General features: G+C 63.8%; 16 protein-coding genes. 10 read left to right on the forward strand and 6 right to left on the reverse strand.

The window, feature by feature from the left end:
* Window positions 1-67 precede the first annotated feature (67 nt).
* The 4 genes from glmM to QUV11_RS11165 all read left to right on the forward strand — a co-directional run bounded on the left by glmM (window position 68) and on the right by QUV11_RS11165 (window position 3,518).
* Entirely contained in the window at window positions 68-1,411 is a 1,344-nt protein-coding gene (gene glmM, locus QUV11_RS11150) for a phosphoglucosamine mutase (RefSeq protein WP_300882647.1), read from the forward strand.
* The gene (locus tag QUV11_RS11155; protein ID WP_300882650.1) at window positions 1,411-1,641 is read left to right on the forward strand and encodes a DUF1272 domain-containing protein; all 231 of its coding nucleotides are present in this window, start codon (window positions 1,411-1,413) and stop codon (window positions 1,639-1,641) included. The genes glmM and QUV11_RS11155 overlap by 1 nt, the downstream gene beginning before the upstream one ends.
* Window positions 1,634-2,782: a bifunctional hydroxymethylpyrimidine kinase/phosphomethylpyrimidine kinase gene (thiD, locus tag QUV11_RS11160; protein ID WP_300882652.1), complete on the forward strand. Its 1,149-nt coding sequence runs from the start codon at window positions 1,634-1,636 to the stop codon at window positions 2,780-2,782. Before QUV11_RS11155 ends, thiD begins: the two co-directional genes overlap by 8 nt.
* Window positions 2,783-2,894: 112 nt before the next feature.
* Entirely contained in the window at window positions 2,895-3,518 is a 624-nt protein-coding gene (locus tag QUV11_RS11165; protein ID WP_300882654.1) for a superoxide dismutase, read from the forward strand.
* A gap of 51 nt (window positions 3,519-3,569) precedes the next feature.
* Here QUV11_RS11165 and QUV11_RS11170 read toward each other — a convergent pair whose 3' ends face one another.
* The 6 genes from QUV11_RS11170 to QUV11_RS11195 all read right to left on the reverse strand — a co-directional run bounded on the left by QUV11_RS11170 (window position 3,570) and on the right by QUV11_RS11195 (window position 9,798).
* Window positions 3,570-4,229: a hypothetical protein gene (locus QUV11_RS11170; protein ID WP_300882656.1), complete on the reverse strand. Its 660-nt coding sequence runs from the start codon at window positions 4,227-4,229 to the stop codon at window positions 3,570-3,572.
* 157 nt (window positions 4,230-4,386) lie between these two features.
* Window positions 4,387-5,031 (reverse strand): inner membrane-spanning protein YciB, encoded by a 645-nt coding sequence (locus tag QUV11_RS11175; RefSeq protein ID WP_300882658.1) that lies wholly within the window; start codon window positions 5,029-5,031, stop codon window positions 4,387-4,389.
* Window positions 5,028-5,954 carry a signal recognition particle-docking protein FtsY gene (gene ftsY / locus QUV11_RS11180; protein ID WP_300882660.1) on the reverse strand — a complete coding sequence of 309 codons (927 nt, stop codon included), beginning with the start codon at window positions 5,952-5,954 and terminating at the stop codon, window positions 5,028-5,030. Before ftsY ends, QUV11_RS11175 begins: the two co-directional genes overlap by 4 nt.
* Window positions 5,951-7,225, reverse strand: a complete 1,275-nt coding sequence (mtaB, locus tag QUV11_RS11185) for a tRNA (N(6)-L-threonylcarbamoyladenosine(37)-C(2))-methylthiotransferase MtaB (RefSeq protein WP_300882662.1) — start codon at window positions 7,223-7,225, stop codon at window positions 5,951-5,953. The genes ftsY and mtaB overlap by 4 nt, the downstream gene beginning before the upstream one ends.
* Before the next feature lie 5 nt (window positions 7,226-7,230).
* Window positions 7,231-8,034 carry a diaminopimelate epimerase gene (gene dapF, locus QUV11_RS11190; RefSeq protein ID WP_300882664.1) on the reverse strand — a complete coding sequence of 268 codons (804 nt, stop codon included), beginning with the start codon at window positions 8,032-8,034 and terminating at the stop codon, window positions 7,231-7,233.
* A gap of 72 nt (window positions 8,035-8,106) precedes the next feature.
* Complete coding sequence (locus QUV11_RS11195; RefSeq protein ID WP_300882667.1) at window positions 8,107-9,798, reverse strand: EAL domain-containing protein; 1,692 nt, start codon at window positions 9,796-9,798, stop codon at window positions 8,107-8,109.
* A gap of 416 nt (window positions 9,799-10,214) precedes the next feature.
* Here QUV11_RS11195 and ffh point away from each other — a divergent pair, with 416 nt between their 5' ends.
* From ffh to QUV11_RS11225, 6 genes are all read left to right on the forward strand, one after another.
* Window positions 10,215-11,714, forward strand: coding sequence for a signal recognition particle protein (gene ffh / locus QUV11_RS11200; RefSeq protein ID WP_300882669.1), 1,500 nt, complete (start codon window positions 10,215-10,217; stop codon window positions 11,712-11,714).
* 35 nt (window positions 11,715-11,749) lie between these two features.
* Window positions 11,750-12,199 carry a 30S ribosomal protein S16 gene (gene rpsP / locus QUV11_RS11205; protein ID WP_300882671.1) on the forward strand — a complete coding sequence of 150 codons (450 nt, stop codon included), beginning with the start codon at window positions 11,750-11,752 and terminating at the stop codon, window positions 12,197-12,199.
* Window positions 12,200-12,307: 108 nt separating this feature from the next.
* Window positions 12,308-12,781 (forward strand): ribosome maturation factor RimM, encoded by a 474-nt coding sequence (gene rimM / locus QUV11_RS11210; RefSeq protein ID WP_300882673.1) that lies wholly within the window; start codon window positions 12,308-12,310, stop codon window positions 12,779-12,781.
* Window positions 12,782-12,812: 31 nt separating this feature from the next.
* A complete protein-coding gene (locus tag QUV11_RS11215) occupies window positions 12,813-13,067 on the forward strand; it encodes an AbrB/MazE/SpoVT family DNA-binding domain-containing protein (protein ID WP_300882675.1) in 255 nt (84 codons plus the stop codon).
* Complete coding sequence (locus tag QUV11_RS11220; protein ID WP_300882677.1) at window positions 13,064-13,447, forward strand: type II toxin-antitoxin system VapC family toxin; 384 nt, start codon at window positions 13,064-13,066, stop codon at window positions 13,445-13,447. Before QUV11_RS11215 ends, QUV11_RS11220 begins: the two co-directional genes overlap by 4 nt.
* The coding region (locus QUV11_RS11225; RefSeq protein WP_300882679.1) for a tRNA (guanosine(37)-N1)-methyltransferase TrmD at window positions 13,444-13,969 on the forward strand (526 nt) is incomplete at its 3' end. The genes QUV11_RS11220 and QUV11_RS11225, both read left to right, overlap by 4 nt.

Consider the following 13,969-nt stretch of genomic DNA (forward strand, 5'->3'; position numbering starts at 1 on the left):
GCGGATGGCTGGCAAGCGGCAACGCAATCGGTTACGTGCCATACGCTGCAAATGGAGAAAAGCATTCGTGACACGCAAGTTTTTTGGCACCGATGGCATTCGCGGGCGCACCAACAGCGGATTCATGACCGCAGCGATGGCGATGGCGGTGGGGCAGGCAGCGGGCGCGCACTTTCTGCGCGGCGACCACAAGCATCGCGTGGTCATCGGCAAGGATACGCGGCTTTCGGGTTACATGATGGAAAATGCGCTGGTCGCAGGGTTTACCAGTGTCGGCATGGACGTGGTGCTGGTCGGGCCGATGCCGACGCCCGCGGTCGCGATGCTCACCCGCTCGATGCGCGCCGATCTGGGCGTCATGATCTCGGCCAGCCACAACCCGTTCCAGGACAACGGCATCAAGCTGTTCGGCCCCGATGGCTTCAAGTTGTCCGACGAGGACGAGATGCGCATCGAGGCGCTGCTCGAGGCGGGTGCGCCCAAGCTGGCAGAATCCGAGAGCATTGGTCGGGCCCGCCGGATCGACGATGCAAGTGGCCGGTATCTTCACGCCATCAAGAGCTCGTTGCCCGACCAGGTGCGGCTCGATGGGCTGAAGATCGTGATCGATTGTGCCAACGGCGCCGCTTATCGCGTGGCCCCCTCGGCCTTCTGGGAGCTGGGTGCAGAGGTGGTCGCCATCGGAGTCACCCCGAACGGCCTCAACATCAACGACCGCGTCGGTTCGACGCATGTCGAGACGCTGCAGGAACGCGTCGTCGCTTCGGGGGCGGATATCGGGATCGCGCTGGATGGCGATGCTGACCGGCTGATCGTGGTCGATGAAAAGGGCAGCGTCGTCGACGGCGACCAGATCATGGCGCTGATCGGCGCGAGCTGGGCACGGCAGGGCCGGTTGCGTGGTGGCGGGGTGGTTGCCACGGTGATGTCGAACCTTGGGCTGGAGCGTTATCTCAAGGGGCAGGGGCTCGAGCTGATCCGAACCAAGGTTGGCGACCGCTATGTCCTCGGCGCGATGCGCGCGGGTGGCTACAATGTCGGTGGCGAGCAGTCGGGGCACATGATCCTGCTCGATCATGCGACCACCGGCGACGGCACGGTCGCGGCGCTGCAGGTGCTGGCCGAGCTGGTGCGCGAGGCCAAGCCCGCAAGCGAATTGCTGCACGTGTTCGATCCGGCGCCGCAACTGCTCAAGAACGTGCGCTTTGCAGGTGGCAAGCCGCTCGACCATCCGCGTGTGCAAGCCGTCATCGCCGATGCCGAGGATGAGCTGCGTGGCCGCGGGCGGCTGGTCATCCGGCCGTCGGGCACCGAGCCGGTCATCCGCGTGATGGCCGAAGGCGACGATGCGGATCAGGTCGAGGCGGTGGTGGACCGCATTTGTGCGGTGGTCGCAGAGGTGACCGCCTGATGCTCGAGATGCGGCCCGATTGCGAACGCTGCGGCATCGACACGCCGCCCGAAGCGCCGGGCGCCTTCATCTGCTCGTTCGAGTGCACATTCTGCGCCGAGTGCAGCGAGGAACTGGACGATATCTGCCCCAATTGCGGCGGCGAGCTTGTCGACCGGCCGGTGCGGCCCAAAAAGCTGCTGGCGAAGTTTCCGGGGTCGACCGTGCGGAAGTTCACGCAGCATGGGTGACCGGCCCGCCCGCATCCTGACCATCGCAGGCTCCGATTCCGGGGGCGGTGCGGGTATCCAGGCGGACATCAAGACCATCACCATGCTCGGCGGACATGCCATGACCGCGATCACCGCGATCACCGCGCAGAATTCGCGCGGGGTCGATGCGGTACAGGTGCTGGATGCCGACATGGTCATCGCGCAGATCAACGCGGTGGCGTGCGATTTCGGGCTCGATGCCATCAAGATCGGCATGCTGGGCTCGCCTCAGATCGCCGAGGCGCTGGCGGATTGGCTGGCGGGGCAGGGTGATACCCCGGTGGTGTTCGATCCCGTGATGATTGCCTCGAGCGGCGCGGTGCTCGCCGACCCTGCCACCATCGCCGCGTTCAAGCGGCTGATGGCCTGCGCCACTTTGGTAACACCCAACTTGCCCGAGCTGGATGCGCTCGGAGGCGAGGAGGCAGTGTTACAACTGGCCCCTGCACTGCTGATCAAGGGCGGGCACGCCGGCGAGGACACGGTCACCGACCGGCTGGTGACCCGCGAGGGAGAGGTCGCGTGCTGGGATGACCCACGAATTGTCAGCCCGCACAGCCATGGCACCGGCTGCACGCTTTCCAGCGCGATCGCGACCCTGATGGGGCAGGGGGTGCCGCTGGTGCAGGCGGTGGAACGCGCGCGCCTGTTCGTGCGGCTGGCGCTGCGCGATGCGCCTGCGCTCGTGGACGCCAATGGTCCGATGGGGCACCAGATCGTCCGCAACGATGCGCTCGCACCAGGCCTTTACCTCAACCAGATCACGCTCGGTGCGACCGATTATGCCGCTTCTGTGACCTTCTACCGCGCGCTTGGGCTTACACAGATCGTCGACAGTCCTGACAATGGTTACGCCCGGTTCGAGGCAGGCAATGGTGCGACGCTCTCGATCCATGTCGGCAAGGACACCGGCGGCGCGTTGGCCTATCTCGAATGCGCGGACCTCGATGCGCGGGTGTCCGCGCTGGCTTCGGAAGGCTTTGCGTTCGACCAGATGCCCCGCGATGAAGACTGGGGCTGGCGCGAGGCGCGGCTCTGTGATCCGGCCGGAAACGTCCTGTGCCTGTATTTCGGCGGCGAGAATCGCCGCTATCCGCCGTGGCGTATCGCAACCGATTGATCATCGCCCCGTAAATGCGCTGATCCCGCACGCTTTGGCCCTTTACCCGCACCGGCAATTGCCCATATGCGTTGCGGCAACCGTTTCACCGTTCCCAAACAGGAGATGACCTATGGCTTTCGTCCTTCCCCCGCTTCCCTTCGACAAGACCGCCTTTGGCGACGTGATGTCGGCTGAAACCTTCGACTATCACCACGGCAAGCACCACAATGCCTATGTCGGCAAGGCGAACGACATGGTCAAGGGCACCGATCTGGAAGGCGCCAGCCTCTCCAAGGTCATCACTGCCGCCAAGGACAAGGGCAACAAGGGCCTGTTCAACAACGCTGCGCAGATCTGGAACCACACCTTCTTCTGGCATTGCCTGAGCCCCGAAGGCCAGACCATCCCGGGTTCGCTCGAAGAGCGCATCAAGGCCGATTTCGGTTCGGTCGCCGACATGAAAGAAAAGCTCAAGGCAGAGGCTGTCGGCCATTTCGCCAGCGGCTGGGCGTGGCTGGTGCTCAACGGCGACAAGCTTGAGATCACGTCGCTGCACGACGCGGACTCGCCGGTCGCACACGAGGGCATGAAGCCGCTGTTGACGCTCGATGTGTGGGAACACGCCTATTACATCGACTATCGCAACGCGCGCCCGGACTATGCCGGCACCGTGCTCGACAAGGCGATCAACTGGGAATTCGTGGCGCAGAACCTCGACGGCAAGGGCATCGAACGCGCCGACCAGGAAGGCTGATTTCGGTCCTGAGCACACCCTGTCCTCGGCAAGAGCCGGGGGCAGGGGGGCTTAGATTCCGGGTTGACCTGCCCCCGGCAGCGGCATGGTCTGGGCCTGCAGCCGCGAGTTCGCCAGGCTCGCTTCGGCGCAATCGACAAGCGTGGCGATGGTCGCGCGGTCGCCGTCTGCCATGGCATTTTCAATGATAACCTCGACCGCCGCATCTCCAATCCGCTTGGCCGTCTCGAGCGCGGCGGCGGGCGTCAGCATGATATGCACGTTGGATGGTCCATGCACGTGGACCGTCAGTCCCTCGGCCTCGGCATGGCTCGCTTGATCATACACTTGGCCAGGATAAGCGGTTTCGTCGGCCTTGCTGATGATCCAGGCGCGGGCAAATTGCATCGAGGCGAAAATCTGGGTGTCGGGCTCTTTCAGGTGCCGCGCATGCAGCCGCGACGCGCCGAACGACGAGACCACGGCGATCCGCTCCGGCCTCAGTTCTCCTAAGCGCATTTCCATCCGGCGCAGCGCCCATGCGACGTCGCGTTCCTGCATCCAGGTCGCGCCGATATCAACGATCAGGCCTCTGGTCTTGCCGGAGTGACGCAACTGCACCAGCTCCTGCCGAAATGCGATTTCGTGCGCAGCGACCGTCGCCACCGACCATTGGCCGGTGCGGGTGACCGTCAACAGGGGGATGCCCGGTTCCAGCATGAAATTGAACATATGCGTGCGTCTCCCGTGATCGCGGGAGCACTGCACCGTCTCTCAGCCAGCGCGTCGCAAGACATTTGCGCGATGGTGGACGATGTCTACGTCGGTACCGTTAAGATATAATGAGCGTAGGCCCGAGCAATCATGGCTCCGGCGGTAGCCCAGAGTTTTACTCCCCCTTCGCGCTCTCGATTGCCAGGCCGTGCTTCATCAGCATCGGGATCTGGCTCATCGCGAACAGGAACGATACCGCCGTGACGCCCCAGACCTTGACCGTCAGCCACGTCTCGAAGTCCAGGCCATAGCGCAGGCCTTCGTTGATCAGCGCCATCACCGCAAAGAAGATACCCCAGTTGCGCGACAGCTTCATCCAGCCGGTCTCGTCGAGCCCGTCATACGCCGCCTGCAGCAAATAGCGCAGCAGCGGGCGCCCGGTCATCCAGCCACCCAAAAGCAGCACGGCAAAGGCGGTATAGATGATCGTCGGCTTGATCTGGATGAAGCTCTCGTCGTTGAAATAGATGGTCAGCGCGCCAAAGCCGATCACGAGTACGGCCGACAGCCACAGCATAGGCGACACCCGCCCCAGCTTCCATTTCGATACCGCCACCGCGACCAGGATCGCGACCATGAACGCCAGCGTCCCGTTGATCGCGGCGCGGGTGGATGCGAGCGCGGCGCCGTCGCTCTGGGTCAGTTTGAAAACGGCAAAGAAGATCAGCAACGGGCCGAAATCGAGCAGCAGCGGCAGCAGGCTGCCTTCCGACTTTTTGGGGGCAACCACCTCGGTGGCCGCGGGAAGTTCTTCGCTCATTTCGCTCCTCCGGCGATCACATGCGCCAGATATTCGGGGTCAAAGGGTCTGAGGTCGTCGATGGTTTCGCCCACGCCGATAGCGTGGATGGGAAGACCGAATTTCTCTGCTGCTGCCACCAGGATGCCACCGCGCGCGGTGCCATCCAGTTTTGTCATCACAAGACCGGTAACGCCCGCGACCTCCTTGAAGGTCTCGATCTGCGACAGGGCGTTCTGTCCGTTGGTCGCATCGAGCACCAGCACCACGTCGTGCGGCGAGGCGGGGTTGAGGCGGCCGAGCACGCGGCGGATCTTGGAAAGCTCGTCCATCAGCTCGCGCTTGTTCTGCAACCGGCCCGCAGTGTCGACGATCAGCACGTCGATGCCGGTGGCGGTCGCCTGCTTGACCGCGTCGAACACGATGCCCGCCGCGTCGCCACCTTCCTTGCCGCTGACGATCGGGATGCCAAGGCGGTCCGCCCAAATCTTGAGCTGGCCGATCGCGGCGGCCCGGAAGGTATCGCCCGCCGCCAGCATCACGCCGTAATCCTGCTCTTGGAAAAGGTGCGCCAGCTTGGCGATGGTGGTGGTCTTGCCCGATCCGTTGACGCCGATCACCAGGATCACCTGCGGACGCGGGAAGGCGATGATGTCGAGCGGCTCGGCCACGGTGCGCAGTGACTTGGCGATTTCCTCGCCGACGATCTCGCGCAGGCCATCCTCGTCGAGCCCGCGCTCGAAGCGTCCTTCGGAGAGGCGCGCGCGGACCTTGCCCGCCATTTGCGGCCCAAGATCGCTGACGATCAGTGCTTCCTCGATCTCGTCGAGCTGATCTTCATCGAGCCGCGACTTGGTGACCAGCCCGGTGATGTTCTGGGTCAGCTTGTCCGACGTCTTGCGAAAGCCGCCGAGCAGGCGCTCGCTCCAGCTATTCTCGCTCATATATCCATCTCCGCTGTCAGCGTATCGCCGTGCTGGCCCGTGATCGCCACTGGCACGATCCTTCCGATATGGGAAGCTTGGGCCTGAGGCAAAGCGATGCGCACAAAGTTTTCGCCATGGCCGGTGCGTCCGTCGCGCTCGACCAGCAGGTTCTGGCGGCTGCCGACGAGGGTCTGTTTCCACCGCGCAGCGCGGGCCTGAGCCGCATGGCGCATCTCGGCGGCACGCGCCTTGACCAGCGCTCGGTCGAGCTGCGGCATGCGTGCAGCAGGCGTCCCGGCGCGGGGCGAGAAGGGAAAGATATGGCCGTGGACAACATCGCAGGCGTCGAGGATTGAAAGGTTCTGCGCGTGCATCGCCTCGTCCTCGGTCGGAAAGCCCGCGATCAGATCGGCGCCGATGGCGATGGCAGGACGCCTGGCCTTCAACCGCTCGACCAACCCGGTGGCGTCGCTACGGGAATGGCGGCGCTTCATTCGCTTGAGGATCATGTCGTCGCCGGACTGCAGCGACAGGTGCACATGCGGCATGATGCGCGGCTCGCCGGTGATCAGGTCGAATAACCGGTCGTCCACCTCCACCCCGTCGAGCGAGGACAGACGCAGGCGCTGCAAGTCCGGCACCAGCTTGAGGATGCGTTCGACCAGCATGCCCAATGTGGGTGATCCGGGCAGGTCTGGGCCATAGCTGGTGACGTCCACCCCGGTGAGCACGACCTCGGCATAGCCGCGATCGACCAGGCCGCGCACCGCATCGACCACCGCGCCTGCCGGCACCGAGCGGCTGTTGCCGCGGCCATAGGGAATGATGCAGAAGGTGCAACGATGATCGCAGCCGTTCTGAACTTCCACGAAAGCGCGGGCATGTTCGGCAAAGCTGGTGACCATGTGCGGCGCGGTCTGGCGCACGGCCATGATATCGGAGACCCGCGCCTTCGCGTTGGCGCGCGGGTCGAAGCTTGTGGGATCGAGCTTGTCGATATTCCCCAGCACACGATCCACCTCGGGCATGGCTGCAAACATCGCCGGATCGGTCTGCGCGGCACATCCGGTGACGATGACCTGTGCATCGGGTCGCCCCTTGCGCGCCTTGCGGATGGCCTGGCGAGTCTGGCGCACCGCCTCGTTGGTCACCGCGCAGCTGTTGATCACGATGACGTCGCTGCGCCCGGCGAGAAGGCCACGCATTGCCTCGCCTTCGGCAATGTTGAGGCGGCAGCCCATCGAGACGATCTCGAGGCCGCGGGTGGCGGGATTGGTGGTGGCGGGCATCGGCGTCAGAGGGTGATCTCGCCGGTGAAAACATGCGTCGCCGGGCCGCTCATCGATACGGTGTTGCCGGGCTGCCAGTCGATGATCAGCGTGCCGCCGGGAAGATGCACCTGCACCGGACCCGTCACCAGCTTGCGACGGATCGCGGCTACCGCGGTCGCGCACGCGCCGGTGCCGCAGGCCAGCGTCAGCCCGGTGCCGCGCTCCCAGACGCGCAGATGGATGCCATCGTCTGCAAGGTGCGCGACGTTAACATTGACGCGTTCGGGAAACAGCGGGTCATGCTCAATCAGCGGCCCCAGCCGTTCCAGATCCACTGCGGCGCTGTCGTTCACGAAGACGATGACGTGCGGATTGCCCATGCTGACAGCGGCGGGATCGGTCAGCTCCTCCCAGCCGACCGGCAGATGTGCGGTGTCCATGGGATAGGCGAGGGGGATCGCGTCCCACTCCAGCCCCGGCAGCCCCATGTCGATGGTCACCGCGCCATCGCCCAGCGTCCCGCGCAGCAGCCCGGCGCCGGTCTCGATCAGCACATCGCGCCCGGCGAGCGCGACGACGCAGCGCGTGGCATTCCCGCATGCGCTGACTTCGCTCCCGTCGTGGTTGAAGATCCTCATGGCAAGATCGGCAGTGCCAGATGGGCTGGCGGCGGTCATGACGATCAACTGATCGCAGCCGATACCCCTGTGGCGATCGGCGAGGGCGCGCACCTGATCCGCGCTTAGCGCAAGGTCGTGCTCGCGGGCATCGAAAATGACGAAGTCATTGCCGAGGCCGTGCATCTTGTGAAAACGGTGGTGCGCCATGGCCGCGCTTTAGACGCTGGGATGCAGATTGAGAAGGCTTATCGGGACCATCCCAGCCGTGCAGCCGGGCGATTATTCGCCCAGAGCAGCGCGGCGCTGGGGTTCGGTGAGCCCGGCCAGCTCGTCGAATGTCTGGGCATCGGTTTCAATCCGCGGCTGGACCGGATGACCCAGCATGTTGCGGTCGGCAAGCAAGCGACGCGCTTGCTCGACCGAGAGCGGCTGGCCGAAATGAAAGCCCTGACCCTTGGCACAGCCGATTGCGGTCAGATGTGCGATCAGGTCGCCATCCTCGATCCCCTCGGCGGTGATCGGCAGGCCCATGGATTCACCCAGCAAAGCAATGGTCTGGACGATCGCGCGGCTCTCCTTGCTCTCGTTCATCGAGGTGACGAAGCTGCGGTCGATCTTGATTCGGTCGAACGGCAGCGCGCGCAGATGCGCCAGCGAGCTGTAGCCGGTGCCGAAATCGTCGAGCGCGACCCGCACACCCTGGTTCTTCAGGCTGCCGATGATCGACTGCGCCAGCCCCATGTTCTCGAACAGGCAGCTTTCGGTGATCTCGATCTCGAGCCGGCTGGCGGGAAAGCCGGTTTCGACCAGCAGTTTGACGATCTTCTGCGCGAGCCACGGATCGCGCAGCTGCACCGGCGAGATATTGACCGAGATGGTCAGGCTCTGGTCCCAGTTGCGGGCATCTTCCATCGCCTGGCGGATGACGCAGGCCGACAGGTCGCCGATCATGCCGGTGTCCTCGGCGATGGGAATGAAGATGTCGGGAGCGATCTGCCCGAGCTCGGGCGAGTTCCAGCGCGCGAGCACCTCGAAGCCGATCAGCGTTCCCGAGGCGAGGTCGATCTGCTGTTCGTAATAGGGCACGAATTCGCCGCGTCCGATGCCGACGCGCATGCCCGATTCGATCTTGTTGCGGAACTGGACTTCGCTTTCCATGCGCGGGTCAAACCAGCAATAGCGGTTCCGCCCGTGCTTCTTGCTGGCATACATTGCGATGTCGGCGCGGCGCATCAGCACATCAAGGCTGTTGTCGCACAGATCCGCGCGCGCGATGCCGATCGATGCAGTGACAGTGAGCTCGGCATCGCCATGGCCGATCGGACCGATGATCGGCTGGCTGACCTGCTCGATCATGTCCTCTGCCACGCGCTGAACCGTTTCGGGGAAATCGGCATCGAAGATGAAGGTGCAGGCGAACTCGTCGCCTCCCAGTCGCGCGACATGGCTGTTGGGGGGCATCGTCGCCTTGAGCCGCCGGGCAACTTCCACCAGCACCTTGTCGCCGGCATCATGGCCCTGAATGTCGTTGATGTTTTTGAAGTTATCGAGGTCGAGCATCAGATACGCGACGGTCATTTCGCGCCTGGATGCCTGCGCGATCAGGCTCGAGGTTGCTTCGCCGATCGCGCGCCGGTTGAGGCACCCGGTCAGCGGATCGGTGACCGCGAGCGTCTTGGCCTGCTCTTCGGCGTTCTTGTGATGCGCGATCTCCTGATGGAGCTCGTTGTACCGGCGCCATGCAAAGATGATCAGCGCGATGTTGAGCAGCAGCGCCGTGACGGCAATATTGTCCGGCGATACGGGAAAGCCTCTGAAACGAAACACGACCGTAGGCAAAATGCTGCCTGCGGTGCCGACAAACATCAGCAGTGCGGCGGTCATGATGCCGCCGGCGATGAAATCGCGTCCCTGCACCGCGCGGTGGGCGAGAGCCTCTGCACGGGCGAAATTCGAGGGATCGGTTTTCACGTTTCGCACCATCATTCCCCTCAGCCGGCCTGGAGTATCCGGCTGAATGGCAAGGAGCCTACGCCGCGAGCGTTAAAACATCGTTTACGCTTGGACAGAGTGCCCAGCGCACTTGTCAGCCTTTCCGCGCCACACGATGGTAAACGCACCGTTAGGGGTTGCCGTCCGCCAGCCACCGTTGCCGCAGGGGTTGCAAGCCTGCGGCGGTTGCGCTAATGGCCCGCCCAGCCTGTGCGCACCCGATTGCGTGCTGGCACCCAGTCCAGCCGCTAGAACCGCAGTCGCGGTCCATGCGCGCGCCGGTCGGCGAGGTTTCGCCCACCGGCGTTTTGTGCGTTTGGTACAAAGCTGGATCGGGCGGTGGTTGATCATGTCGGGGCAACGGGCCATTTGGGCGGGCAGAAGGAGAAGCGGATATGTTCGATAATCTGACTGATCGCCTTGGCGGCGTGTTCGACAAGCTGCGCGGCCGTGGTGCGCTCAAGGAAGAGGACGTCCGTGCAGCGATGCGCGAGGTCCGCATCGCGCTGCTCGAAGCCGATGTCGCCTTGCCCGTGGTGCGCGATTTTATCAACACCGTCACCGAGCAGGCCGTCGGGCAGTCGGTGCTCAAGTCGGTCGCGCCGGGCCAGCAGGTCGTCAAGATCGTCAACGACGCACTGACCGAGATGCTGGGCTCCGAAGCCAGCGACCTCGACCTGGCTGTCGCCCCGCCCGCGGTGATCATGATGGTCGGCCTGCAGGGCTCGGGCAAGACCACCAGCACCGCCAAGATCGCCAAGCTGCTCAAGGAAAAGCACGGCAAGAAGGTCATGATGGCCTCGCTCGATGTGCAGCGCCCTGCCGCGCAGGAGCAGCTCAAGGTGCTCGGCGAGCAGATCAGTGTTGCCACGCTGCCGATCGTTGCCGGTCAGATGCCGGTCGATATCGCGCGGCGCGCGCTGCAATCGGCCAAGCTGCAGTCGTTCGATGTCGTGATGCTCGATACGGCTGGCCGTCTGCACGTCGACCAGCAGCTTATGGACGAGATGAAGGCGGTCGCCACCGAGGCGACGCCCAAGGAAATCCTGCTCGTTGTCGACTCGCTGACCGGCCAGGACGCGGTCAACGTCGCACAGAACTTCTCCGAGCAGGTGCCGCTGACCGGCGTGGTGTTGACCCGCATGGACGGCGATGCGCGCGGCGGTGCTGCGCTCTCGATGCGCGCTGTCACCGGTCGCCCGATCAAGTTCGTCGGCATGGGCGAAAAGATGGACGCGATCGAGCCGTTCCATCCTGGCCGGGTCGCAGGCCGCATCCTTGGCATGGGCGATGTCGTCAGCCTGGTCGAGAAAGCCGCTGCGACGGTCGAGAAGGACGATGCGGACAAGCTCGCCGCCAAGATGTCCAAGGGTCAGTTCGATATGAACGACCTGCGCACGCAGCTGCGCCAGATGACTAAGATGGGCGGGCTCGGCGCGCTCGCGGGCATGATGCCGGGCATGAAGAAGGCCAAGGCGGCGATGAGCGCCAGCGGCGTCGACGACAAGGTGCTGGTCCATATGGACGCCATCATCGGTTCGATGACCCCCAAGGAGCGCGACAAGCCCGCTTTGCTCAACGCCAAGCGCAAGATCCGCATCGCCAAGGGATCGGGTACCACCGTGCAGGACGTCAACCGGGTGCTCAAGATGCACCAGGAGATGGAAGGCGCGATGAAGAAGATCCGCAAAATGGGTGGATTGAAGGGTCTTGCCGCCATGTTCGGTGGCGGCGGTGGTGCCGGCGGCATGGGTGGTCTGGGCGGTGGCAAGATGCCGAGCGAGGACGACATTGCCGGGCTGCTCGGCGGTGGCGGCGGCAAGGGCATGCCTGGCGGGCTTCCGGGCCTTCCCAACGGCCTCCCGCCCGGCTTTCAGAATTTCAAGAAAAAGTGATTTAAATCTAATTATTTCAGAAAGGTAAGGTTCACATGTCTATTTCAATGCGTCTCTCGCGCGGCGGTTCCAAGAAGCGCCCTTATTACAAGATCGTCGTTGCCAACAGCCGTGCGCCGCGCGACGGCAAGTATCTCGAGCAGATCGGCATCTACAACCCGCTGCTCGCCAAGGATTCGGGCGAGCGCGTCAAGATCAACGAAGAGCGCGCCAAGCACTGGCTGTCGGTCGGCGCGCAGCCTACCGATCGCGTTGCCCGCTTCCTCGACACCATGGGCATCAAGGAACGCAAGGCGACCGTGAACATGAAGAAGGGCGAGCCCGGCGAGAAGGCCAAGGAACGCGCTGAAGAAAAGGCGACCAAGATCGCTGAAGCCGAAGAAGCCGCCAAGGCCGCTGAAGAAGCCAAGAACGCACCGGCTGAAGCGCCTGCTGCCGAAGAAGCACCCGCTGAAGAAGCTGCTGCAGAACCGGCTGAAGGTTAACGCTTAAAAGCCCCTCCCCTTCAGGGGAGGGGTCGGGGGTGGGGAATGAATTCGGGGCTTGAAGTTTCAGGCCCCACCCCAACCCCTCCCCTGAAGGAGAGGGGCTTTATGTCTGACCGCCCGATAACTCTCGCCGTCATCGTCGGCGCGCACGGCATCACCGGCGAGGTGCGCCTTAAGCTGTTCGGCTCCGGTCTGGACGGGGTGAAGGCCCATAAGAGCTTCAACGACGGCGCGCTGACGCTCAAGACCTTGCGTCCGCAAAAGGACCTCGGCATCGCGCGCTTTGCCGAGATCGCCGACCGCAACGCTGCCGAGGCCGCGCGCGGCACCGAACTCACCGTGCCGCGCTCTGCGCTCCCGCCGCTTGGCGAGGGCGAGTATTATCACGCCGACATGGTCGGGCTTCCGGTGGTGTCCGAAACGGGCGAGCCTTTGGGCACCGTCCGTGCCATCGAGGATTTCGGCGCCGGCGATCTGCTCGATATCGCCACCCGCGACGGCAAAACGTTCATGGTCCCGGTCGCCGCTGCCGATATCGGGGAGAACCGCATCGCGATTGACCCGATCTGGGCCGAATAGTATATACATCGCGTATATACAGGAGGCCATGATGGGCAAGGAATACCGCGCAAAGAGCTTCAAGTCGGGCAATTCCGTCGCCATCCGTATGCCGGCTGCGCTGGGGATCGAGCCGGACGGCGAATGGTCGGTAGAACACCGGGATAACCAGCTCGTTCTGACTCCGCGAAAGGTTGAGCCTATGCGTCTCGATGTGGACGCGTTTTGGGGTATGGCAGCCCCTATGGTGCATGTGCCGGCGCCGAAAGAAGATTTTGAGCCCCGGCCCAGCGATCTGCTGCTGTGAAGGAAGTTCGCTATCTGATCGATGCTGACAGCGCCATATTTGCTACAACAGCCCAACACCCATCGCTTCGCGCTAGATTAGCCACCCTGTCGCCAGGAGAGATCGGGCTATCGGCTATAAGCTATGCGGAGATCGCACTGGGCATCGAGCTTGGAAAGCCGCCGACGCCGAAAGCGCTTGCTGCATTTGTTTCGGTCGTACCGGTGCAGCCGTTCGACCAGGCTGCGGCGCGCGCCTATGCCGATTTGCCTTTCAAACGCGCGCGTTTCGATCGCTTGCTCGCTGCGCATGCCCTCAGCATCGGGGCAACGATAGTGACCAACAACGAAGGCGATTTCGCTGACATCCCCGGCCTGAAGGTCGAGAACTGGACCCAATGACCTTTGCAGCCCAGATCCTCACGCTCTACCCTGAGATGTTCCCCGGACCGCTGGGCCACAGCATTGCCGGGCGCGCCCTGTCCGAAGGGCGCTGGTCGCTTGAGGCGATCCAGATCCGCGACTTTGCCACCGACAAGCACCGCAGCGTCGATGATACGCCTGCAGGCGGCGGGGCAGGGATGGTGTTGCGCGCCGATGTGCTCGCCAGCGCGGTCGATCATGCGCTCGAGCGTGCGCCAAAGGCTCCGGTGATCGCGATGACGCCGCGCGGTGCGCCGCTCACCCAGGCGCGGGTGCGGCAGCTTGCGGATGGCCCCGGTGTGACCATCCTGTGCGGGCGATTCGAGGGCTTTGACGAGCGCCTGTTCGAGGCGCGGCCGATCGAGGAGATTTCGATCGGCGATTTCGTGCTTTCGGGCGGGGAAACCGGGGCTTTGGTGCTGCTTGATGCTTGCGTTCGGTTGCTCCCCGATGTAATGGGCGCCTCTTCCAGCGGAGACGAAGAATCGTTCGAGAACGGTT

It is taken from the genome of Blastomonas sp. (assembly GCF_030373265.1).
GTDB lineage: Bacteria > Pseudomonadota > Alphaproteobacteria > Sphingomonadales > Sphingomonadaceae > Blastomonas.